The organism is Streptococcus troglodytae (genome assembly GCF_002355215.1).
GTDB classification, from domain to species: Bacteria; Bacillota; Bacilli; order Lactobacillales; family Streptococcaceae; genus Streptococcus; species Streptococcus troglodytae.
Genome location: NZ_AP014612.1, coordinates 144,894 through 169,108, shown reverse-complemented (window position 1 = coordinate 169,108; position 24,215 = coordinate 144,894). Strand labels below are relative to the sequence as shown.

At 40.5% G+C, this 24,215-nt stretch carries 18 protein-coding genes and 3 pseudogenes; 5 read left to right on the top strand and 16 right to left on the bottom strand.

Annotation, left to right across the window (positions count from 1 at the left end; genetic code table 11):
• Positions 1-56: 56 nt before the first annotated feature.
• The 5 genes and pseudogenes from SRT_RS00865 to pnp all read right to left on the bottom strand — a co-directional run bounded on the left by SRT_RS00865 (position 57) and on the right by pnp (position 5,434).
• Positions 57-476 carry a Mini-ribonuclease 3 gene (locus SRT_RS00865; RefSeq protein ID WP_128832724.1) on the bottom strand — a complete coding sequence of 140 codons (420 nt, stop codon included), beginning with the start codon at positions 474-476 and terminating at the stop codon, positions 57-59.
• Positions 469-1,812: a cysteine--tRNA ligase gene (gene cysS, locus SRT_RS00860; RefSeq protein WP_128832723.1), complete on the bottom strand. Its 1,344-nt coding sequence runs from the start codon at positions 1,810-1,812 to the stop codon at positions 469-471. The genes SRT_RS00865 and cysS overlap by 8 nt, the downstream gene beginning before the upstream one ends.
• A 73-nt stretch (positions 1,813-1,885) precedes the next feature.
• Positions 1,886-2,503, bottom strand: coding sequence for a serine O-acetyltransferase (gene cysE, locus SRT_RS00855; protein ID WP_128832722.1), 618 nt, complete (start codon positions 2,501-2,503; stop codon positions 1,886-1,888).
• Between the two features lie 10 nt (positions 2,504-2,513).
• The gene (locus SRT_RS00850; protein WP_128832721.1) at positions 2,514-3,254 is read right to left on the bottom strand and encodes an SseB family protein; all 741 of its coding nucleotides are present in this window, start codon (positions 3,252-3,254) and stop codon (positions 2,514-2,516) included.
• Positions 3,244-5,434: pseudogene (gene pnp / locus SRT_RS00845) on the bottom strand (polyribonucleotide nucleotidyltransferase). Before pnp ends, SRT_RS00850 begins: the two are co-directional and overlap by 11 nt.
• A gap of 360 nt (positions 5,435-5,794) precedes the next feature.
• Between pnp and SRT_RS00840 the strand changes: the two are divergent.
• Complete coding sequence (locus SRT_RS00840; protein WP_128832720.1) at positions 5,795-6,748, top strand: DDE-type integrase/transposase/recombinase; 954 nt, start codon at positions 5,795-5,797, stop codon at positions 6,746-6,748.
• Between the two features lie 297 nt (positions 6,749-7,045).
• Here SRT_RS00840 and SRT_RS00835 read toward each other — a convergent pair whose 3' ends face one another.
• From SRT_RS00835 to SRT_RS00815, 5 genes and pseudogenes are all read right to left on the bottom strand, one after another.
• Positions 7,046-8,014, bottom strand: a complete 969-nt coding sequence (locus tag SRT_RS00835) for a helix-turn-helix domain-containing protein (protein WP_128832719.1) — start codon at positions 8,012-8,014, stop codon at positions 7,046-7,048.
• A 19-nt stretch (positions 8,015-8,033) separates the two neighbouring features.
• Complete coding sequence (locus SRT_RS00830) at positions 8,034-8,852, bottom strand: oxidoreductase (RefSeq protein WP_128832718.1); 819 nt, start codon at positions 8,850-8,852, stop codon at positions 8,034-8,036.
• Positions 8,853-9,248: 396 nt separating this feature from the next.
• Positions 9,249-9,517 (bottom strand): annotated as a pseudogene (rpsO, locus tag SRT_RS00825) (30S ribosomal protein S15).
• Between the two features lie 367 nt (positions 9,518-9,884).
• Positions 9,885-12,554 carry a bifunctional acetaldehyde-CoA/alcohol dehydrogenase gene (adhE, locus tag SRT_RS00820; protein ID WP_128832717.1) on the bottom strand — a complete coding sequence of 890 codons (2,670 nt, stop codon included), beginning with the start codon at positions 12,552-12,554 and terminating at the stop codon, positions 9,885-9,887.
• Positions 12,555-12,750: 196 nt separating this feature from the next.
• A pseudogene (locus tag SRT_RS00815) lies at positions 12,751-13,934 on the bottom strand (MFS transporter).
• 104 nt (positions 13,935-14,038) lie between these two features.
• Between SRT_RS00815 and SRT_RS00810 the strand changes: the two are divergent.
• The gene (locus SRT_RS00810; RefSeq protein ID WP_128832716.1) at positions 14,039-14,686 is read left to right on the top strand and encodes a cyclic nucleotide-binding domain-containing protein; all 648 of its coding nucleotides are present in this window, start codon (positions 14,039-14,041) and stop codon (positions 14,684-14,686) included.
• Between the two features lie 74 nt (positions 14,687-14,760).
• Positions 14,761-15,375: a peptide deformylase gene (gene def, locus SRT_RS00805; RefSeq protein WP_128832715.1), complete on the top strand. Its 615-nt coding sequence runs from the start codon at positions 14,761-14,763 to the stop codon at positions 15,373-15,375.
• Between the two features lie 159 nt (positions 15,376-15,534).
• Here the strand turns inward: def and SRT_RS00800 are convergent, their stop codons facing one another.
• The 5 genes from SRT_RS00800 to SRT_RS00780 all read right to left on the bottom strand — a co-directional run bounded on the left by SRT_RS00800 (position 15,535) and on the right by SRT_RS00780 (position 21,640).
• Entirely contained in the window at positions 15,535-16,254 is a 720-nt protein-coding gene (locus SRT_RS00800) for a YoaK family protein (protein WP_161940004.1), read from the bottom strand.
• Positions 16,238-17,596: a dihydrolipoyl dehydrogenase family protein gene (locus tag SRT_RS00795; protein WP_161940003.1), complete on the bottom strand. Its 1,359-nt coding sequence runs from the start codon at positions 17,594-17,596 to the stop codon at positions 16,238-16,240. Before SRT_RS00795 ends, SRT_RS00800 begins: the two co-directional genes overlap by 17 nt.
• A 17-nt stretch (positions 17,597-17,613) precedes the next feature.
• Complete coding sequence (locus SRT_RS00790; protein WP_128832714.1) at positions 17,614-18,798, bottom strand: oxalate decarboxylase family bicupin; 1,185 nt, start codon at positions 18,796-18,798, stop codon at positions 17,614-17,616.
• Between the two features lie 119 nt (positions 18,799-18,917).
• Entirely contained in the window at positions 18,918-19,862 is a 945-nt protein-coding gene (locus SRT_RS00785) for an AEC family transporter (protein ID WP_128832713.1), read from the bottom strand.
• A 155-nt stretch (positions 19,863-20,017) separates the two neighbouring features.
• Positions 20,018-21,640, bottom strand: coding sequence for a malolactic enzyme (locus SRT_RS00780; RefSeq protein WP_128832712.1), 1,623 nt, complete (start codon positions 21,638-21,640; stop codon positions 20,018-20,020).
• A 114-nt stretch (positions 21,641-21,754) separates the two neighbouring features.
• Here SRT_RS00780 and relB point away from each other — a divergent pair, with 114 nt between their 5' ends.
• Both relB and mleR read left to right on the top strand, forming a co-directional pair.
• Positions 21,755-22,108 carry a type II toxin-antitoxin system RelB family anti-toxin gene (gene relB / locus SRT_RS00775; protein WP_002279195.1) on the top strand — a complete coding sequence of 118 codons (354 nt, stop codon included), beginning with the start codon at positions 21,755-21,757 and terminating at the stop codon, positions 22,106-22,108.
• A gap of 189 nt (positions 22,109-22,297) precedes the next feature.
• On the top strand, positions 22,298-23,191 hold the full coding sequence (mleR, locus tag SRT_RS00770) for a LysR family transcriptional regulator MleR (protein WP_128832711.1): 894 nt from the start codon (positions 22,298-22,300) through the stop codon (positions 23,189-23,191).
• A 264-nt stretch (positions 23,192-23,455) separates the two neighbouring features.
• On the opposite strand, the gene SRT_RS00765 is transcribed toward mleR, so the two are convergent.
• The gene (locus tag SRT_RS00765) at positions 23,456-24,079 is read right to left on the bottom strand and encodes a TetR/AcrR family transcriptional regulator (RefSeq protein ID WP_128832710.1); all 624 of its coding nucleotides are present in this window, start codon (positions 24,077-24,079) and stop codon (positions 23,456-23,458) included.
• Between the last annotated feature and the right edge of the window lie 136 nt (positions 24,080-24,215).

Here is a 24,215-nt window from a genome sequence, read left to right as displayed (position 1 = left end):
CAAAGCAAGGAGCGAAAGAATAGAATTGGAGTTCATCAAAGCGACTTAACGATGTCCTAACCTTTATTCAATTCACTATATTCATTTTCAACTGTCTGAATACACCAGACAATCAGCTCTTCCAGCCGCTCAATTTGCTCGGTCATATGGAGATAGCCCATAACTGCCTCAAAGCCTGTTGACATCTTGTAGGTGACGACGTCTGTATTTTTGGCCTTGGTATGACTGTTGGCATTGCGTCCGCGACGGTAAATATCTTCTTCTTTTTCGCTCAAAAGTTGCGCTTCTAACATCTTAGTTATCAACATAGCCTGTGCCTTAGCTGACACATAACGAGTCGCTTTGCGGTGCAGTTGATTAGGCTTGGTAAGCCCTTGAAAAATCAAGTGTTTCCGAATGTAAGTAGAATAAATGGCATCCCCTTCAAAAGCAAGGGCGATTCCGTTGATGAAGTTAACGTCAACTGACCTAGTCACGTGTCCACCTCACACCATCCTTGGTATCCAGAAGCTTGATGCCCTGCGCAGCCAAGTCATCACGAATGGCATCAGCTTTAGTAAAATCACGTGCTGCACGCGCTTTTTGGCGTTCCTCAATCAGTTTTTCAATCTCAGCATCCAAAACCTCTTCTTTAAAAACAACACCGAAAATTTGGAGAATTTCTGCAAACTTATCTTTTACAGTTTGATCATAATGACCTGAATTAATCCATTTAGCCAATTCAAAAACAACTGTAATGCCATTTGCTGTATTGAAGTCCTCATCCATAGCTGCTTGGAATTTTTCCAAAAATCTGGTAAATGCAGCCTCATCTACAGTAGCTGTAAAAGGCTGTTCATAGGTATTTTTCAAATATTTAAGATTGATTTCAGCATCACGAATAGCTTTTTCTGTAAAATTAAAAGGCTTACGATAATGCTGAGTTGCAAAGAAGAAACGTAAAACCTGTCCATCCATTGTCTTGAGAGCATCGTGAACAGTGATAAAATTACCTAAAGATTTGGACATTTTCTCATTGTCAATATTAACAAAGCCATTATGCATCCAGTAATTGGCAAATTTTTTCCCTGTTTTAGCTTCTGATTGAGCAATTTCATTAGTATGATGAGGAAACTCAAGGTCAGCACCGCCACCATGGATATCAATAGTATCTCCTAAAATGGTTGTTGCCATCACTGAACATTCAATGTGCCAACCCGGACGGCCCGCTCCCCAAGGACTATCCCAAGCAATTTCACCTTCCTTAGCTGCCTTCCAAAGAGCGAAGTCTAAGAGATCTTCTTTGCGATCACTTTCAGCATCCACTCGGCCGCTGGCACCGATCTCTAATTCTTCCAAAGTTTTATTGGCCAAAGCAGCATAATTATCAGATTTACGAACACGGAAATAAACATCTCCTGATGATTCATAAGCAAAGCCCTTGTCAACTAAAACTTGGACAAAATCAATAATTTCCTGCATGTAATCAATAACGCGAGGATTCTCAGTCGCAGGTTTGACACCAAGAGCAGCAACATCTTCCTTAAAAGCTGCAATAAACTTATCAGATAACGCTTTGGTAGTCATACCAGCTTTCGCAGCTGCCTTAATGATTTTATCATCAACATCTGTAAAATTGGAAATATAATTGACAGTATAACCACGGTATTCAAAATAGCGGCGAACCGTATCAAAAGCGATAGCAGAACGGCCATTGCCTACATGAATATAATTATAAACAGTTGGTCCGCAAACATACATATTAACTGTATTTTCATGAATTGGAACAAATTCACGCAGACTGCGTGTCAAAGTGTCATAAATTTTTATCATATATTCTATTCTCCAATCATTTTTTAGGAGTCTTTTTTCTTTGGTAAAAAGTACAACCAGCCAAGTAAGACTATCACAGCCCTGACGAGTGAAAACTAGCTTCCTTAGCTTCTTCTAGTTTTTTGAGGTAATATTCACGGCTTTCTTCGATTTCATGGATAGCTGTTTCATCTTTTTGACCATGAACACGGACAACCTTGGCTGGAACACCAACCACAGTGACGTCTGCTGGAACATCCGAAACAACAACTGCACCTGCACCCACCTTAGCACCCGAGCCAACCTCAACCGGACCAATAACTTGTGAATGTGCAGAAATAAGAGCCCCTTGACGAATCGTTGGATGCCGTTTCCCAGTCTCTTTACCCGTACCACCAAGTGTCACACCATGATAAAGCATGGCTCCTTTTTCTACGACGGCAGTCTCACCAATAACTAAACCTGATCCGTGATCAATAAAGACACCTTCTGCAATTTCAGCACCGGGATGAATCTCAATTTGTGTCCAAAAGCGCCAAAACTGACTATGCATCCGAGCCAACAATTTACAATGATGTGTCCACAAAAAATGAGATAAGCAATGAGCAGCTAAAGCCTTAACACCTGGGTAGGTCAAAAGAACCTCCAGCGCTGTCCGTGCTGCGGGATCTTTTTCTTTGACAATATCAATGGTTTCTTTCCACCAACCCATAATATCTCCTTTATTCCATGCCCGACCATTCAACAACAATTTGCTTGTCATCAAAAGGATTAATAACTACTCCTAGCGTTGAGGCTTTCGTTTCTGATTCTTGAATATCGGCGATTTTCCAAGTCATAATAACACCTTGTGCTTCTCTGAAAGGAAGACCAAATTCTTTATCATGATACCATTTGACAAAACTTGGCAAATTCGAAAAGATAGGAACATAGCTTTCTCCATCTGAATTTGACATAGTAGGAAAGCCCTTATCAAAATCATCATTATCTTTAGGATGAATGAAAGCTGGTACCAGATAATATTTATCTAAGATATCGGCTTCTTGATTGGCCTCATTAAAAACAGTATTAAGAATAACAGTGTAATTATTGATAAACTGCACCAATTCATTACTTTTGAAAATCGTGGAATTTCCAAAATCACCTGTTCGTTTAATATTATAGACTATCCCATTCAAGCGATTGACGATAACTTCTTCTAAAACATCCAGACTAGGACGCTCTACCCAATTTTGCTTTCTGGCACTCGTTTGCTGTGCTTTAAAAAGTTTCAAATCCTCCGCATCTGTAAAGACTGGCGTCACTTTTTGACCATCAAGAGCAATGGCATAAGGCTGATCACTAGCCAAGACAGGGAAAGAATGAAGACTATTAACAAGCGTCAAACTATTTAAAAAATTATCAGGCTCCTTGATAAAACTTCTAAGTGCCATATCAAGTTCTTTATTAAATTTATTTATCATATTCTTCTTTACCTTTATTGTCTTTAGGAGAACCATGATGACTGACAGATTGATGGTCCTTAGTTGACTTTTCAGATCTTGGCGGACGTGGTAATAAAGCTTTCATAGAAGCATCAATACGGCCCTTATCATCTACTTTAACAACTTTGACCGTAACCTTATCCCCAACAGCCAAAACATCTTCTACTTTATTCGTGCGGGTCCAAGCTATCTCAGAGATATGAACGAGTGCATCTGTCTTATCAAAAAGATTCACAAAAGCACCGAATTTCTCAATACGGACAACTTCAGCCTCATAAACTTCACCAACCTTAGCTTCACGTACCAAACCTGCAATAATTTCCTTAGTACGATTAATCGCCTCTTGATCACTAGAGTAGATAGCAATATTACCGTCTTCATCAATATCAATTTTAACGCCAGTTTCTTCAATAATCTTATCAATGGTTTCACCGCCCTTGCCAATGACAATCTTGATTTTATCTACATCAACTTTAATTGTGTCAATTTTAGGTGCTGTCGGTGCTAATTCTAGACGTGGTGCAGGAATGGCTTCTTCAATCACATCAAGAATTTCAAAACGTGCTTTTTTAGCTTGGGCAAGAGCTTCTTCTAAAATCTGTGGCGTAATACCCTCAATCTTAATATCCATTTGCAAAGCTGTGATACCTTCACGGGTACCTGCAACTTTAAAGTCCATATCGCCAAAGTGATCTTCTAGTCCTTGGATATCGGTCAAAACGGTATAGTTAGTGCCGTCTGAGATAAGTCCCATAGCAATACCTGCAACTGGTGCTTTGATAGGTACACCACCAGCCATAAGAGCGAGCGTTCCCGCACAAATTGAAGCCTGTGATGAGGAACCGTTTGATTCTAACACTTCAGCTACTAAACGAATAGCATAAGGAAATGTTTCCAAACTTGGTAGAACTTGGGCCAAAGCACGTTCACCAAGAGCACCATGACCGATTTCTCGGCGTCCTGGCGCTCCATACCGTCCTGTTTCTCCAACCGAATATTGCGGAAAATTATAATGATGCATGAAGCGTTTTTTATATTCTTCATCAAGCCCGTCCACAATTTGGGTATCTCCCATTGGAGCCAATGTTAGCACTGATAAGGCCTGGGTTTGTCCACGAGTAAAGAGACCTGAACCATGTACTTTTGGCAAGAAATCAATCTCTGCATCAAGCGGACGGATTTCATCAACACGACGGCCGTCAGGACGAACCTTGTCTTCTGTGATAAGACGGCGGACCTCTGCATGTTCCATCTGTTCAAGGATTTCAGCTACGTCGCGCATGATGCGATCATGTTCCTCGTGTTCAGCATAGCGCTCTTCGTATTCAGCGATCACGTGCTCTTGGACGGCTTCTGTTGCAGTTTCGCGGGTTTTCTTTTCCTCAATTTGAACAGCCTTTTGAAGGTCCGCATTGTATTTTCCAACAATTTCAGCCTGCAAATCAGCATCCACATGCAACAATTCAACGTCAGCTTTTTTCTTTACCAACAGCTGCTATAATTTCCTCTTGGAAAGCAATTAATTCACGTACCGCCTCATGTCCCTTGAGAAGGGCTTCAAGCATAATATCTTCTGACAATTCCTTAGCACCAGACTCAACCATGTTGATGGCTTCCTTGGTTCCAGCGACAGTCAATTCTAAAAGCGAAGCTTTCTTTTGTTCGACTGTAGGATTAATGACATATTGACCATCAAGGTAAGCAACTTGTACCCCAGCAATCGGGCCATTAAAAGGAATATCTGAAATCGAAAGTGCCAGTGAACTGCCAAACATAGCAGCCATAGGAGCACTCGCATCGGCATCATAAGACAGAACCGTATTAATGACTTGGACTTCATTGCGAAAACCTTCCGCAAACATGGGACGAATCGGACGATCAATTAAGCGAGCCGTTAAAGTGGCATCGGTTGATGGACGGCCTTCACGCTTGTTAAAACCACCGGGGAATTTCCCAGCTGCGTACCTTTTTTCTTCATAATTAATTTGAAGTGGGAAGAAATCGCCTGTGGACATTTTCTTAGACATAACTGCAGCACTCAAGACCGTTGAATCCCCATAACGGACTAAAGCAGCACCATTGGCTTGTTTGGCAACCTGACCGATTTCTACAGCCAGCTTTTTACCAGCAAAAATTGTTTCAAACACTTGTTTTGACATGAGTTTCTCCTGAAAAATTAATCTACGTGTTTTCCACAAAGTTTAAGAAACAAGCCTTATCACTCTAACGTCAATATATCAAAAATATAACACCATGTTCCATTGCTTTTCTCATCAGCAACATTGCTAGGTAAAGGTTCAACAATCCCAGCCGATAACTGACGACAGCATAGCCTCTATCTTACTTCCTTAACTTTGCACAAAACCACGTATCTCGTTTATTTTAACATATTTTTAGGGAAAAGAAAAGACAGAGAAAAGCTAATGTAGCCTTACAATAGATGTGAGACCTAGCTCCCAAAAAAGAAGAAACCTTGATATGATAAGAGTACCACCCACTCATCAAAAAGGAATCTTCTCATGACTAGTATACCACAACCCCTTCGTTATTTGCCACACACCCTTGATACTCGCTACCATGCTGTCAAAACCTATCGTGGTGGCGCTTCTGTTGCTTTCATCTGCCGACGCTATAAGGTCTCTAAAGCTTCCCTTATGAGGTGGAACAAACGATTTGACGGAACCAAAGCCTCTCTTCAAGACAAATCTCACAGACCTCTGACACCCCATCCCAAGGCTCATACAGAACAAGAAATAGCCTGGATAAAAAACTGTATTCGAAGAAACCCCCATGCCACTCTCATTGAAATCTTCTACAAGCTCAAATTAAATAAGGGCTATGACAGGCATCCCTGCTCACTCTTTCGGATCTTGAGAAAACTAGACTTCTTCAAACCTGCTAAAGCAAAGACCAAACCCTATATTCCAAAGCCTTACGATACACCAACAAAACTCGGTATCAAGTGGCAGATGGCTGTCAAATACGTGCCAAAAGACTGCTATACTGGGGCAATGCCTGATAAATTCTACCAATACACCATCATTGACGAGGCCAGTCGAGAACGCTTCATCTTCCCTTTCAAGGAACAATCTTCTCATTCCACCATCCAATTTGTCAAAATGGCCATCCGACACTTTGGCTACAAGCCGAAAATCATACAAACGGACAATGGCTTCGAGTTTACCCATTTCAAGGAAAATAAACACGTTCACCCTCTGGATATTCTCTGTCGTGAACTAAGCATTGAACACAAACTCATCCGACCTAGAACTCCCAGACACAACGGTAAGGTTGAACGAAGCCACAGAAACGACAATAGACGATTCTACCAGCACTTACAATTTTATTCTTATGACGACCTCATCAAACAGATGAAACGCTACCTCTACACTTCAAACAGACTACCCATGCAGACTCTGGGCTGGAAATCTCCTATCGACATGCGAAAAGTCCTATCAGGAGCTAGCTCCTGATAGGATAGCAAAAAGCTAGTCAGGTTTTATCTTTTTTGGTCTCACATCATTGACAAATGTTCAAAAGAAAAAGACAGAGAAAAGCTAAAGTTACCAGAAAATCTCAATTTCTAAGGAATAGAGGCAGGCATCCAGCGATATGTGGAGCCTCACCACAATCAATGCTTTATTATTAAGCTTATCAACTATAAAGCCCTTACTAGGATTAGATACCTAACAAGAGCTTTATTATCTATTTTAACGTTTATAAATGAGTGTCGAATCATTGATATCTTGCTTTATACCTTACAATTAAACTTAAATACTCTGTCGATATTGTGAAATAGTTTTCCCTGTCCATTTCTTAAAGGCCCGAGAGAAAGAAGAGACTTCCGAATACCCTAGCAAATAACTGACCTCTTCCGTTGTGATTTCTGGATTCTTGAAATAGCTAAAGGCTAGAATTTTTTGGACATTCTGTAGTTCTTGATTAAACTTGGTACCTTCGGCTGTGAGATTGCGCTGCAAGGTTCGGCTGCTAATCCCAAGTAAAGCCGCAATATCTTCAATCCCAAACTCTCCACTAGGAATAGTTTGATAGAGCTTTTGCTGGACAAGACCTGTGAAACTTTCGCCCGTCATGGCTTCCGCCAGCCGCTCCTTAAGCTGGGGCTCGAGATAATCCAGCATGACGTTGTTTGCGGTCAGGAAAGGTTTATCAAGGTCGGATTTTTTAAAGACGATTTCATTGCCCTCCATTTGCTCCACACGGCAGCCAAAGTTTTCCAAACTCACCTCTTCGTAGGTAAAGGAAGTCCCCACATGGACAGGAATGACTTTCTCCCCCGTACCTGTGCGGATCAGGTCAAGGAGCAAGAGTTGTTCATTGAGTACCGCAAAGCGAGGAAGCTCGAGGCCTGGATAGTCATAGCGATAGCTGACACGCACAAGGTCATCAAAAACTTCCATTGTCACCACGATAGGGCCTGTGATTTTCTTAAACTTCGCAAAATGTTCAATAGCTGCCAGGCCGTTTTTGGAGGACAAGGCTGCAAAGAAAGGGGGCATGAACATCTGGATGTCCTTGATCCGACTCATGGCTAGAATTTGCTCGTCGTTCGCAACCTTATCAAAAGCTGTCAGCAAATGATAGTAGTCCAGAGTTGATAGCGTCAGCTCTTCCTTCCAAGTCGTATCTGGAAGTTGGGCTAGGGTCAAGATAGACTTAAAATCTAGACCGATTGCACTTAGATTTTCAATATAGTGTTGACTGAGAGTGAGGCGCATGAGTTTTCTCCTTTTTCGATTAACGCATTGACATGAGCATCATACGGTCAAAGAATTTATCGCCAAAGACACGACGGATTCCAACCAAGAGTTTACCGCCGCGACCGACAAGGTAGCGGGTTTTAGGGTTACGTGCATTGATGATTTTGAGAACCGTACGGGAAATAACTTCTGGGCTTGAACCTGGTGTTGGGTTATTTTCCATAGCCTTGATGTAGCCATTAACCAAACGTTTGTAGGCTCCGTTTTTAGATTCGTATGAGAAGTTTTGGCTGACTCCTGCGTTAAATCCTGTATTGATCACACCTGGTTCAAGGATGACAACCTTGATACCAAATTCTTTGACTTCCATACGGAGGCAGTCGCTAAATCCTTCAATAGCATGTTTAGAGGCGTGGTACCACGCTCCAAGTGGGGTGTAAATTTTCCCACCCATAGATGACGTGTTGATGATAAGCCCCTTTTTTTGTGCACGCATATAAGGTAAGACTTTCTTGGTCAGGCGAGCCACACCGTAGACATTGACTTCCATTTGTTGTTGGACTTTTTCCATTGACAAGTCTTCAACCGGACCGTAAAGACCGTAGCCTGCGTTGTTCCAGAGAACATCGATACGACCTTGTTCTGCAATGACTTGTGCCACGACTTTTTCGATGTCTTCTTCGCTTGTTACGTCCATCTTCATAATGTGACCACCCATTGCTTCCAAGTCTTTCATCTTATCCACGCTACGTGCAACTGCGTAGACTGTGTGACCTGCTTTGATAAGATCTTGTGCTGAGAGTTTCCCCATACCGGATGAAGCGCCTGTGACTAAGATAACTTTTTTGTTTGACATTTTTGTTCTTCTTTCTTAATTTTTTATTTGATGTTAACAGTATAGCAATCAAAAGCGCTAGACACCATGATATTTTCTGCCAACCATTTATCATTTTGCGACAAGTCCCTAGCTTCACTTAAACGTATTAGTCCTATGACAACATCAAAAAGCCATTTTAAGCCCACACGATAAAACCAGCGGGCTTTGATGATTCCAACACCAAAATTGTCACAATAATAACTACAATAGCATTTGTAAAGGATTTAAAATGTGCTTTATTCCTAAAATTTTCTTTTGCTATCCTATAACTATATGTTGACCTACTACAGCTAAAAAAGCCATCCTAATGGACAGCTTTTTATTTAATCAAGCTACGCTTAAGATTGTAAGCCGCTTGCTCACTTCAATTAACGACTAACGACGAAGTCCAAGTGAGCTGATAAGATCACGATAACGATTAACGTCTGTACGGCGAAGGTAAGCTAAAAGATTACGGCGATGGCCAATCTTTTTCATCAATCCACGATAAGTTGCATGGTCTTTTTATGCTGTTTAATATGTTCATTGAGATGATTAATCTCCCAAGTAAGGACAGCAACCTGTACCTCTACTGAACCTGTATCACCGTCATGACGCGCGTATTGTTTAATAATTTCATTTTTTTTCTCTTTTGAGATTGCCATAATAGTTCTCCTTTTTATCCTTAATCTGAGTTCTAGGTTTTGGCGAATCCTAGAACCAAGAAAAAGTTTCTTGTCTCTACGACAGTTTTTATTTTAGCAAAATAGCCAAGCAACGTCAACTGATTTATTTAGCTTACACGACATATACATGAAAAAGTATATATAGCAGCTCTACTACCAAATTGAAGATAATCCCTTCTTTTGAGATTTGTTTGTCTATTCTAACCTCATTTCTAGTTCCGTGCATTTTTTCAAAATCTAATCCACTTTACAGAGGCGAAATGACAAAATCGGTAAACCGTTATTTCAATTTCATTGCGATTTACCGATTTTTATCCCACTCTCAACTTTTGTTCTTCTAATCAACTTAGAACTGATCAATCAAGAGTTGCTTCATCTCTTCAATGTAAGGCTGACGTGGATTAGCTGGTGTACATTGATCATCATAAGCCAAGCTTGCCAATCTATCAACAGCTGCATCAAAAGCCTTCTTAGTAACTCCATTAGCAGATAACTTAGGCTCAACATCTACGGCATGCATTAATCGATCAATACGTGCACAAAGTGCTTCAACCAATTCTGCGTCATCTTTCCCTTTAAGACCAAGAGCGCGAGCAATATCCGCATAATCACGTTGGGCACGGTATTCTTCATAACGCGGGTAAACAGAACGTTTCACATTTCCTGCAACGCCATTGTAGCGAATAACATGCTGCATAGCAATTGAGATAGCAAGACCATGAGGAAGTCCAAATTCACCGCCAGTCTTGTGGGCGAGTGAGTGGTTAATTCCAAGGAAGGCATTTGAGAAGGCCATACCTGCTAAGGTTGCTGCATAATGCATGTTTTCACGCGCTTGTTCCCCACGAAGTGTTGGATTCTTAGGATCAAAGTTATAAGAATCTTCCAAGTTTTCAATAACCAATCTGATAGCTTCCATAGACCATGGACGTGTGAAATCAGATGCCATAACAGATACGTAAGATTCAAGAGCATGTGATAAAGTATCAAGTCCTGAAAGAGCTACTGTGCGTTTAGGCACTGTCATGACAAATTCTGGATCAACAATAGCAACTTGTGGTGTCAATTCATAATCAGTTAATGGGTATTTCACGTGTGTAAAATCATCAGTAATAACGGCATAAGGTGTCACTTCTGAACCTGTACCAGATGTTGTTGGGATACAGAAGAGACGAGTCACTGTCTGATGTTTGAAGCGAACAATCCGTTTACGAATATCAATGAATTTTTGCTGCAATTCAAGGAAGAGCTCGCTGACTTTTTCATAACTATCAAGGAAATCTGCTTCTTGATCCAATGAATATTCATAGATATAACGCGCAATTTTGGCTGCATCAAGGGCAGAACCGCCACCAACTGCAATAACGGTATCCGGTTTGGAGTCACGCATTTGTCTAGCAATTTCAATAGTCTGACCAAGTGTTGGGTCTGGTTTGATAGTACCATAAATTGAAGTTGCCGCTTTTTCATCCCGAAGGGACAGTTGAGCAAGGACAGTGTCAACAAAACCAAATTGAAGCATACCTGGATCGGCAACGATGATAGCACGCGTCATTGTTTCAGTTTCATCCTGCAAGTATGAAATAGCATTTTTTTCGTAGTAAGTTTTTTCTGGTAAACGAACCCATTGAGGACGGTTACGACGTTTCGCAACAGTTTTCACATTCAAGAGGTCGCCAGTAGATAAGTTGTGTGACAATGAATTTTTCCCCCATGATCCTGTTCCAAGAGTTAAGCTGGCTTGCAATGCGTCTGTATAAACGTCACCGATACCGCCGACTGAGTCTGGTTGGTTAACCAAAACACGAGATGAATTGAGGGCATCTCCATATTCAGCGACAAATGGGTCAGCTTGTGAACCAATTTGGATAGCACAGTTATGACCAGCACCTTGATAATCAAGAAGGGCAGCTACAATATCAATACCATCTTTGCGATCTTTGGCTTTATAAACAGAAAGAAGCGGAGAGAGTTTTTCTGAAGATAATTTCTCACCAATTTTTTTCTTATCCAGTTCAAACAAGAGAACATCTTTTCCTTCTGGCAATGTCACACCGGCTTGTTCACAGATCCATTTTGCCGACATGCCAGCAACCGGTCCGTTAACACCGTGGTTTTCATTGAAGACAAAATCTTCAAATTTCTTGTAATCTTTTTTAGGAACAAGATAAGCACCTTTTTCCTGCATTTTGGCAAGCCATTCTTTATAAATCGGTGCTTCCACAACTGCCGAGTTTTCAGTCGCACAAATCATGCCATTGTCAAAACGTTTAGAAAGAAGAAGGTCTTCAACTGCACGTTCAAGATTAGCAGTTGCATCTACATAAACAGCACCATTACCTGCACCAACACCCATTGATGGGTTACCAGATTTAAGGGCTGCATTAACCATACCAGGTCCGCCAGTTGCAAGGATTGAAGCAATACCTTTGTTGGAAATCAAGGCTCCCGTATTTGCGATGGATGGTGTTTCAATCCATTGAACAATATTTTCAGGAGCGCCGGCTTTAACCGCTGCATCATACAAGATTTGAGCGGCATGAGCAGAACATTTTTGAGCCGCTGGGTGGAAAGCAAAGACAATTGCATTGCGTGTTTTCAATGCAACTAAGATTTTAAACATAGTCGTTGATGTTGGGTTAGTTGTTGGTACGATACCCGCCAAGACACCAAGTGGTGCTGCAATTTCGATACTGCCAGCAACTTTGTCTTCACCAATGATGCCAACTGTTTTTTCATTTTTAATACGTTCATACACATATTCTGTCGCAAAGTGGTTTTTAGTATCTTTATCTTCGATAACTCCACGGCCTGTTTCTTCGTGAGCTTCTTTAGCTAACTGCAAAGACGCCTCAGAACCAGCAAGCGCCATAGCTGCAACAATTTTATCTACCTGTTCTTGTGTATAAGTTGCATAAACTTTTTCAGCCTTTAACGCTTTTTCAACTAAGCTATTAGTATACTGCTTAGCTGCTTCTTCAGCAGTGAGTGCTTCTGTTTTTGTTTCTTTTGCCATTCAACAATTCCTCCTAAAAATGATAGTTGGTAAATAGTTTAAGAAGAAAGATGCTCTTGTGATTTTCTTCACTTGTCATTGTAATCCTTTTCATAAAAAATGCAAGTCTTTTTGTGAATTTTTTCCCAAATTTTTACCCTCTTGAAAATCTTGATTGTGTAATGGCTAATGAATCATTGAAAAATAAAAACTCAGATTATTTTCTGAGTTTTCTATTTGTTTTAAGAACTCTTATCAGCAATAAAATGCCAAGTATCAAACTCAAAACAGCAAAAATAAGAAAGGCTGCTTTTACATCTGAATTAATACGTGCAAACAGCTGCAAGGCAAAAGAAGCACAGCCGCCGCCTAAATTACAGCCAATCAAAATCAAGGTTGTCGCCGTTGTCAACTGTTTCCTAGGCATATGCTCTGAAAGCAAATGGAAGACCAAGGTGACACCCAAACTGTATACAAAACCGGTCACCAAGGCTCCAAGGCCTAAAAACCATAAATGATTGGCCTGCCAAAGTATCAGCATACCCAAACCCAAAACGAATACAACTAGCGACATTAAGTAATCTTTAAATAAAGCTAGCAAAAACTAAAAAGTATGCCGGCCAAAATGCCCATCAACATCATCAGACTTAAAATGAAACTGGCTTGACTGGCTGTTCCCAAATGTAGCCTCTCCACAACAAGAGGAATCCGTAGGGTATTAGCAGAATTAACCAAAATAACAAAACCAGCATAGAGAGCCAAACCAAAAATATAAAAAAGCTGACGGAAGGTCAGACGCTTCCTAGAAGCGGTTGAATACAGCTGCTTTTGGGAATGTTCTCTTTTTCTTTTAGCTGCTGGCACAAATAAGAGGTAGCATAATAAAATGAGAAAGCCAAAACCATAAATTAAAAAAGCAAAAGACCAGGAAACATTCAGCCACTGCCCTGCTAAAAAGGTTAAAAGAGCTGATCCTAGAACTTCTGCCGAACCTCTTAATCCTAACATTTGAACTCTGGTTTGACCTGAAAAACGTTCGCTGATCATACTAATTGCTCGCGCATTAATAAGACCTATCCCAAAGCCTAAAAGTAAACGCGACAGGAAAACTAAAGGATAAAACTGCAGAAAAACGGGTAAAATACCGCCTATAGAAAGCAGAAGCAAGCCTAAAACAATAGACCAGCGTTCCGATAGCCATCGATTGAGCCAAGGATTCAGCAGTAAGACCGTTAATATAGCAAAAGAAGATAAAGAAAGCAGCAATTCAACCTGAGCATTACTGTAACCGCGTGTTTGATAAAAAGAAAGCATCTTAGGAAGTGCCGGTGAAACGGCAAAAGTGGACACCAGCATTAACGATAATGATAAGAGACTAAATTTCTCCATGAACGCTTTCATAACAACTCCTTAAATACAAAACTTGTTTTTTCTGATAAAGAGAGTATAATCAAATTTAACAAAGAAAAATATGACATATGTCATAAATGACGAAGAGGAAACTTGTGACCCCAAAAAAAGAATGGATTCAAAAGTATCAGTTAGAAAAGATTTTTCCTGCCCATTATTTTGATAAACTGCAAATGATTTCTTTTTCAGCTGGCCAAGCCATTTGTCAGCAGGGAGAAGAATTACAGGCTCTTTCTTATTTTGTCAAGGGTAAAATCAAGATTGTCCGGCGGCTGTTTAATGGCAAAGAACATATTCTTAATATTCAGGAAAAACCTACCATTATCGGAGATATTGAACTGCTAACAAATCAAGGGATCGTTTCTTCAGTAGTGGCTCTTGAAAAGTCTTGGGTTGTTCAGTTACCGCTAAAAAGCAATAAAGAATTACTTTTAAAAGATCCTCTTTTTCTTCTTAAATTAGGACAGGGCTTAGCTTATGCGCTCTACCAACAAAATATTAAGGCCTCAACCAATCTCTCTTATACAGTCAAAGAACGTTTAGCTAGCCATATTCTAGCTATTCAAAAAGATGGGATTTTCCGATTAGAATTAAGCAGCTTGGCTGACTCTTTTGGTGTTAGCTATCGCCATCTGCTGCGTGTTATTCAGGAATTTATGGCTCTTGGTGTCATTGGTAAGCAAAAGCCTTATTATCATATTAATAATCTAAAACAACTTAAACGCTGGCAAATTAAAGAATAAGGCTAATTCCTCTAACTTTATTTATGCCCCGTTTTGTGCTATATTTATCTTATTGTAAAAACAAGGAGAAAAAAATGTCTGCTATTAAAACTATTACTAAAGCCAGTCATTTAATTGATATGAATGATATTATTCGCGAAGGTCATCCTACCCTACGCGCTGTCGCTCAAGATGTCACCTTCCCTTTAAGTGAAGATGATATTATTTTGGGCGAAAAAATGCTGCAATTCTTGAAAAATTCACAAGATCCCGTGACCGCTGAAAAAATGGAGCTGCGCGGCGGTGTCGGTCTCGCTGCTCCACAATTAGATATTTCAAAACGCATCATTGCTGTTCTCATTCCTAATCCAGAAGATAAAGACGGCAATCCGCCTAAAGAAGCCTATGCCTTGAAAGAAGTTATGTACAACCCTCGAATCATTGCCCATTCTATCCAAGATGCTGCCTTAGCTGACGGTGAAGGGTGTTTATCTGTTGATCGCGTGGTTGAAGGCTATGTTATCCGCCATTCCCGTGTCACTATTGAATACTATGACAAGAACAGCGACAAAAAGAAGCTCAAACTGAAAGGATATCAATCAATCGTTGTCCAGCATGAAATTGATCATACCAACGGTATTATGTTTTTTGACCGCATCAACGAAAAAAATCCTTTTGAAATAAAAGAAGGTTTACTTTTGATTGAGTAATAGCACTTAGCCATTATCATTTTTAATGAAGAGACTGGAACACTGCTAAGCCAAACGGCATTGAGACTTTGGCTAATCATGACAGCAAAGCCAGCCCATCCACATATGATTACATTATAGAAAAATCCCTGAGTTTGAATTTAAACTCAGGGATTTTCATTAGGATTTCTGTGAAAATCTGATCAGCAAGAAGTAGCAAACTGTAAAAATGATAATTTCGCATAGTATAACTAATAAGGCAGCCATCCCAAATAAGAAATAAAATAAGGCCGCTGTAAATGCCCCTATGACAAAGGACAGAACCAGGCAAGTAAAAATGACAGCTCGCTCCTTCTGCTCTGCCTGTCCTTTAAAAAGGAATTCACACCAAGCAATAATGGCTTTTTTGATATTCCCTGTGGTGAACGAGTTGTTATAAAGTTCATTTTCAACCTTATTAAAAGCCCCTGTCGTCATTGCCAATGTAAAGGACAAAGGTGCAATAGCAAGGCCACTTGGAAGATGGTCAAAAGATAGGAAAGTAAAGAGACAAGCAGCCGATAACCCCACTAAGATATAAATACGCCAATAGATACTCCTATAATAGTGGTAAGCACAGCGACTGACCACCAAGCCCGCTATGAAGCTCAGCAGAGTAGTCATTTTTATGGCAATCCCTTGTACATCCAGGCGCGTGATATCCACCATTAAAAGAAGAAGATTTCCTGTCTGAGCAGCCGGCAGGGTGTGATCAAAACCCATATAGGAAACCGCATCAATAGCTCCGCCAAGCAGAGTAAGAAAATAAGCAATGCCTTTTATTTGATGTGTTCCAAAACGACTGACTTCGTCTTCTAGTTCTTTTAGTTTCGAATCCTGCATATTATTTCCACAAACCATATAAATCTGTCGCCAGTGACGGATAAGCAAAGATGATATCCTGCAACTCCTGAAAACTCACTCTGCGATTGAGCAAAATAGCTAGATAATTGACTAGAATATCTGCCGTGTCACTGACGATTTCTGCTCCTGCAACATGCTGATCTGATTTGGACGCAACTAGTTTGATGACAGCCAAATCATCGTGAACGCGTTTATAATTCTGCCAATTAGACATGTTTAGCTGTGTCACGTCATAGTCCTGCGGATGCTGCCGTGCTTGATTAACACTGACACCAACCTGACCGATTTTGGGAATACTGTAGACAGTTGCCGCCGGTGCTGTCGGATACTGGATAGCTTCTTTTGATTCATCATTTAAGAGCTGACTCAGATATTTAGCCTGAAAATCCGCATAGGAATTCAGCTTAGGTACCGGTGCATCACAGCAATCTCCCATAGCAAAAATGTGAGGCTGAGATGTTGTCAGATGATCATCAACAGAGATTCCGCGCTCGGTATATTCTATGCCGGCTTTTTCCAATTGGAGACCGCCGATATTGGCAATTCGACCGGCAACATCATAAATACCGTCAACAATAACTATTTCCCCATTCGTCAAGGTCACCTGATAGCCTGAAGCACTTCTTTCAATACGCTCTGCTTCTGCTTCCATATGAAATTCTGCACCGCGACTTTTCAAACGATTGACCAGAATATCTACAAGTTCTGAGTCAAAATTACCCAGAACACGATCATTGTGCTGAATGACATGGACTTTTGTTCCCAGCTCAGTAAAGCTTGAAATCAGCGACATGGCAATCACACCGGCACCAATCAAGGCAATTACCTTGGGCTGCTGATGGAGCCGCATAAGATTAGCGCTGCTATCAATGTAAGAAGCCCCTTCTATGTCAATCTTTCGAGGCACAGAGCCCGTCGCTAAAACAATAGTTGCAGTGCTCAGCACCTGACCGTTTACCTTTAGATGGTGAGCATCTTCAAAGAAAGCATAGGCTTCATAAGTCTCTACACCTGCTTTGATAGCTCTCTCCTTCGCTCTGGCTGACTCATCTGAAACCAGCCAATCCCGCGTCAGCAGAGCATCTTCCCATGTGATGGGAGAGACTGTCTCCAGACCTCTATGCAGAAAGCTCTCCTGATGGTGCAATTCAGCTAGTGCTAAAAGAGCCTTCTTAGGGGTAGAGCCGCGATTGACAGTTGTCCCTCCCCAATCTCTAGCCTCAATGAGCGCTGTCTTTTTGCCGGCTGCGGCCAAGTTGCAGGCTAGAGTCACATCTGAAACACCGCCGCCGATGATAATGACATCATAATCATAGCCCTGCTGAGCTTTAATGTCCAAACTCAGTAAGGGCTTGTCTAAAAAGGCTTTTTTGCAGCTTTATCCTTATCAAACCAAATGACAGGTTGCGGAGTCTCTGCCTGAGGCAGATTTTGGACAAGTTCCTTAGGAAGATTGAGGTGCTCTGCAACATTATTGACAGGAGTTGTCGCCAGCCACTTATTGAGCGAAATATCGGAATAATCAGGGTTGCGAAAAACTTCAACGAAAACCAACGTTTCGTCACCTGTATTTTGAACATAATGCCCCGCTACATTGGGTACATAGCCTACATCTCCAGCTGAAAAGTCATAGGTACGAGCCAAACCATTAGAATTAAAAACTGTCATGCGGGCCTGACCCTTGATGTAATACTGCCATTCGGATGACTTAGGATGCCAGTGCAATTCCCGCATACCGCCCGGCTCAACCTCAACAATAGCTGCTGAAATCGTCTTAGCAGCCGGAAAGACCTTCTGATCCAAAATCCAAGCACGTCCAGCTTCTGACTGAATCGGTGCAATTTTATCCAAATGCAGTGTCAGCGGATTGACCACATCACCATTGGGATTGGCGCGCTTCTCTGCTTCAATAGAACCAGGAATTGTCCCATTAAAGATATATTTTTCTGCCTTAGGAAGACTAGCCAATTCTTCCTCAGTCTTCTTAAAATTAGCAGCAACGATGTCATCAGGAGTGTGAGCCAACCAGTCACTAAGCAGTAAGGTTTGATTTTCTGAGAAATTGGCTTCGCTGAAAACTAACAGAAACTCACAGCCCTTGTCCAAGGCCTGAATAGAATGAGCAACGCCGGATTCAAAATTCCAAAGATCTCCTTCTTCGACATCATCAATATAAGACTGACCGTTCTCGTCAATCGCTGTAATGCGGGCATTGCCGTACAGCATAAGTCCCCATTCGGCTTCTTTGTGCCAATGCAGTTCACGATAAGCACCTGGTGCCAAGGCCATATTGACACCAGCCAATTCATCTGAAGCAGGTAGTTCACGAATGGTCACTTCACGCGCCCAGCCTCCTTCTTCCATCCGATTGTGGGCATCTGAAAAGCTGTAGCGCATATTGGGCATGGTCCCATGGTCAGTGACAGGCGGAACCAAGATATCCCGATTTTCATTATCGCGGCTCAAGTTACGCGGTCCAAAATCAAGCCAACCTTTTCCATCGCTTTTTCTTTGCGGCTGTGGGGTGTGGGGTGTTGTCATAATATTTTTTCCTCCTTGTGATAACAATAAGTTGTCCGAAAGGACAAAAATGAATAGCAATAGTCCTTAAAAGAAGCACACCTTTTTAAGGATTATAAACATTAAGGCTTACATCGACCTTAACCCATCAAGGTCACAACAATCGGAATGACAATTACAAAGAGTACTGTACTCAGGGTAACGATATTAGTTGAAAATTCGACATCACCGTCACCTTGACTGGCGAGAATTGGCAAGACCGCAAGTGCCGGAGCTGCCGATTGAACTACGAAAGTCTTAAACTCAGTCACTGGCAGACCTTTTCCTGTCAAATAAAGAAGACCAAACATAACGATAGGAGCTAAGATAAAGCGTCCCACCAGAGTCACAATAGTATCTTTGTCAAAGTGGATACTCTTAAGCCCAGCCTTAGCCAAAACAATCCCAATATAAATTAAGGACAGCGGTGTCACCAGACTACCAATATAAGTCAGGGTACTGTTAGCAAAAGCAGGCACTGGAATGCGCAGAATCAAGAAGACCAAGGCTACCAAGAAACCAATGAGGGGAGCTGGCAAAAGGTTTTTCCAATTAAACTTGGTCGCTTGTCCTTTGCCAGACTTACTATCAGTCGTCATGAGGTAGACACCTAGAGTCCAAGTTGAGATGGTATTGGTAATATAGTAAATTAGGAAGTAAGGCAGAGCCCGATCGCCAAAGAGTGCTACATTCAAGGGCAGACCGATGAAAATAGTATTGGCATTGACAAAGGTATTGATCATGGTCCCTCTGCGACCTGGACGGATCTTAAAAATCTTCACAGCTAGGAAGGCCAAAATATAGGTCAGAATAAAGGCACCAAAGGTGTAAAGCAGGCCGCCTGACAGGCTAACTAGCTTATCCAGAGTCAAGTACTTAAGGACCGACACAAAAATGGACACTGGCAGCGCCACATTCATGATAAGGCGAGAGAGTGTGGGGCCAAAATTATCTGTAAACCAACCACGCACTTGAAGGGCATAACCGAGCACAATAATCACAATGATGGGAATAATACTCGAAATTGAGGTTAAAAAGATATCCATGAGGTTTCCTTTCTTGATCATTTAACAAACACGGTAGGTTATAACACACTCCGTCTGCTAACAAGAAGCGCCCTGTCCTTTTGTTCTAGGGATCTAGGAGCGCCTTGCTAATTTATACTCTAAATATTCTTGACAGCACCGTCCGATTTAGATGATTAATACTCTGGGTACCACTTAAAGTCACGAACAGCCTTGACCATATCGGTTTCTTCAGCAAGCGCAAGACCTTGTTCTTGAGCCTTCTTAGCCACGGCTTCAGCGACCTTGATAGACACATCACCCACATATTTGAATGGAGGAAGAACTGGCGCACCTGGTTTGGTGATATCGATGATACCACTGAGAGAGTGTGCTGCCGCTCCAATCATTTCATCTGTCAAAAGGCTAGCTTCTGATGCCAACATACCAAGCCCAAGGCCAGGGTAGATGAGGGCATTGTTGGCTTGACCAATAACATAGTCCACACCCTTGTAGGATACAGTATCAGCTGGGATACCGGTTGCCACAAAGGCCTTACCATCAGACCAGATAATCAAGTCTTGAGCCGATGCTTCTGCCAATTTTGTAGGATTAGAGATTGGGAAGATGACTGGGCGTTCAGTGTTTTCACACATAGCTTCAACAACTTCTTTCGTGAAGGCACCTGGATTTGTTGAGGTACCAACCAAGATGGTTGGTTTCACGGTTTTGACCACTTCAAGCAGGTCTGTCAACTGATCTGCATTTGGAAAATCCGCCCGCTTCTTGGCAAATGGCTTTTGTTCAGGAGTTAAGTCATCCATATCGTCAAAGAGGAGACCTTGCTTGTCCACCATGAAGAAACGCTTGTAGGCTTCTTCTTCAGGCAGGCCTTCTGAAACCATTTCACGCAAGACACGAGAGGCAATACCAGCACCTGCTGTACCGCCACCGTAACAGAGATAGACTTGATCAGTCAATTTTTCACCTGTGATATCCATAGCCGCAAAGATACCACCAAGGGTTACGATGCCAGTCCCTTGAATATCATCGTTGAAGGTTGGAATTTCCTTACGGTATTTTTCCAAGATATTGGCCGCATTTGAACGACCGAAGTCTTCCCAGTGAAGGTAAAGTTTAGGGAAAAGGCGTTCAGCTGTTTGGACAAATTGATCGATAAAGTCATAGTAACGGTCGCCACGAACACGTTCATGACGGTTACCCAGATAGTTAGGATTATTGCGCAATTCCTCACGGTTGGTACCTGCATCAATCACCAATGGCAAAACAGTTGCTGGATCAATCCCTGCTGCCCCTGTGTAAACCATGAGCTTCCCAACAGAGATGTCCACCCCATTAGTCCCCCAGTCACCGATACCAAGGATACCTTCGGCATCGGTCACAACAATCAAACGAATATCACGCTCACCTGCCGCATTTTTGAGGGTAGTCTCAATGTTTTCAGGATGGTTAATATCCAAGTAACCCGCATACTGAGGATCTACAAAAAGGTCACTGTAACCTTCAATCGTATCTGCGATGGTTGGATCGTAAATAATTGGATTCAATTCTGCCAAATGTTGAGAGAAGAGATAGTAGAAAAGTGTCCGATTGGTATTAAAAATCTCCATCAAGAAAAGACGTTTTTCCAAATTATTAGCTTTAGTTTGCATTTGCGCATAAGTCTGCTCTGCTTGCTCTTTAAGAGTCTGAACGTGAGGGGGCAAGAGACCAATAAGTCCAAATTTCTTACGTTCTTCCATGGTAAAAGCAGTCCCTTTATTCAAAAAAGGATTGTTTAAAATGTCATGTGCATACATTTTCTGCACCTCCTTATATTTATTGATCATATTATAGCATAAAATGTATCATATAAGATACATAGTATTGTATAAAAAGTTAACTATTTGCTTTTAAACTTGTATTCTTTAATTATGAAGAAAAAAAGCTATCTCCAAAAATATGTTGCAAATAAAGTAAGGTATCATCGGCAAGCACAAGGCATCAGCCAAGAAAGTTTGTCTGAAAAAGCTGGATTAGGATTGAAATATATCAATCAGATTGAAAATCAAAACCATAATCTCAGCTTGCAGACGCTTGAAAAAGTGATTGAAGCACTAGGTATGACACCGGAAGATTTTTTTGACTTTAACAGTCTTGAAGGAACAATCAATTCCGAGAAACAATTAACTTTAAAACGCCTTAATATGAAAATAAAGCAACTTCCCAAGAGAAAACAACAAACCTTCATTGCTATTTTTGAAGAGATTATTGATAATCTCGATTAAGAGCAAAAGAAAAAACCACTATTTCTGTTACTTTTAAACCACTTGGAAGTTGACTTTACAATTCATTGTATGAAACAAATGGCCTTATAGTCAAACCTTAGATAACGGATAAAAAATACTTATAACAATCTTTAAAATACCTAAATGCCAAAAATATGCTAAACTGTAAAAATAATAGAAAGGTTAACAATGAATATTAAAGATTTAAAGTATTTTTATCACCTGTCACAATTACAGTCCTTCACTAAGGTTGCTGAAAAATTTCAAATTAGCCAGCCTTCTGTTTCCTATTCTGTCAAAAGATTAGAGGAACAATTTAATTGTGACCTTATTGTTAAGGACCCCTCTCATCGTACTTTTGCTTTGACGCAGCAAGGAAATATTTTGAAGCGTCACCTTGAGAGAATTCTGCCGGAAATTAGTTCTGCCCAAAAGGAGATGAACCGTTCACTGGCTCACTATTCTACCTTAGGATGCCCACCCATTATTATTAATTATTTATTGTCGCTGCTTAAAGAAACCAATCAAGACTTAGCTTTTCTGAAGCGTATTCGCTCCATTCGAGGAGGTTCTGTTGAGTTATTGGAGCAACTATTACAAGGAGAGCTGGATCTCAGTTTAATTGGGACAATAGAGCCCTTTTACCATGATGAATTAGTTATCAAAAAAATCCTTCATCGGAAACTCTATCTCATTGTTTCTAAAGATCATTTATTGGCTAAAAGAAAAAAAGCCTTAGCTTTTTCTGATGTCTTAAAAGAAAATTTTATTCTTTTAGATGAACACAATGTCCATCTAAAGGCATTTGATTATCTTAATCAAACCTATCAAAATCAGGCTCAGATTTTTTTCAAATCTGATGATGTTACTCTTATCAAGCAAATGGTCAGCCACAATATGGGTGTCAGTTTGTTGACGGATATCTCACTGACCAAACAAGATCATCATCTGGTCAAAATTCCTTTTAAAGAAAATAATAAATTAGGATTTTATGTTAACTACGCTTACTTAAAATCCTCAACCTTAACACCTGAAATCAAGCATTTAGTTGATCTGCTGGATAAAATCGCTCAATCATTTTAAATTAAGCCATCATTGCTAAAACTTATGAAATGATTAAAGGAAGTAGGCAAAATTGATTTCTCTGAAATCTTAATTAGGCCTACTCCCCTTTTATAATCTTCTAAAAAGTGACAAGTTACTGTATTATCGTTTGATTCGCTTTTAGCACTGAGCCGTTGCACATTTGATGGCAAACAAGCGATCTCATCTAGCCAAAGTAGGACAGATCTAACCTAAGTTAGACAAGGCAAGTTACGGAGATATCCTAAAACATAAACCAAACGACTATAAATAAGACTTAATAATCAGCTCAAGACTGTCTATGCCAGTCTTTTTTATTTGTTGTGCTTCTTCTTGCGTGTGTTCATGATAAAGCAATTCATCTACCAAAGCTGAAATAAAATCAAAGACCACAAGAGACAAGGTTTTAAAGCTCGGATTGGCATCCTGATCGCTATAATATAAAAGACATTTGTAGGTCAAATTTTTCAAGTTATTATTATGCTCCTCCAGTAAGTCTTTAGCCTGCGGAATAGCATAGGCTAACATCTCAATTTGAGCATGAAAAATTTTATCTTCTGCAGCCAATAACTGATTAATCAAAGCGCTCAGCCATTCCTTAGGGTTCTTTTTGAACCTGTCTAAAGAATCTTGACTATTGATATCAGCAAAAATGGCTGTCAGAAAAAAGTCATTATACCTTTTTAAAAGCGCTGTTAAAATATCATCTTTGCTGGCAAAGTAAGCGTAGAGTGTCCCTACAGAGACATTAGCTTTTTTAGCAATTTCATTGGTTGTCACATTAAAATAAGTTTTATCTGAAAACAAATCTTTAGCCACTTGAAGTATCTTGTTGCGCTTTTCAATACTTCTTTCTTGCTTGGGTTTTCTGATACTTTTTTCTGCCATTTTTCCATTCCTTTTTTCGAAATTACTCCTTTTTCATTATATCACACCTTTTCTTTCTTTAAAGAGAACGTTTTTTGAAAAAATATGAGTAAAAGCTCATTTATTTATTGACAAAATTCTTTCTCAAGAATACAAT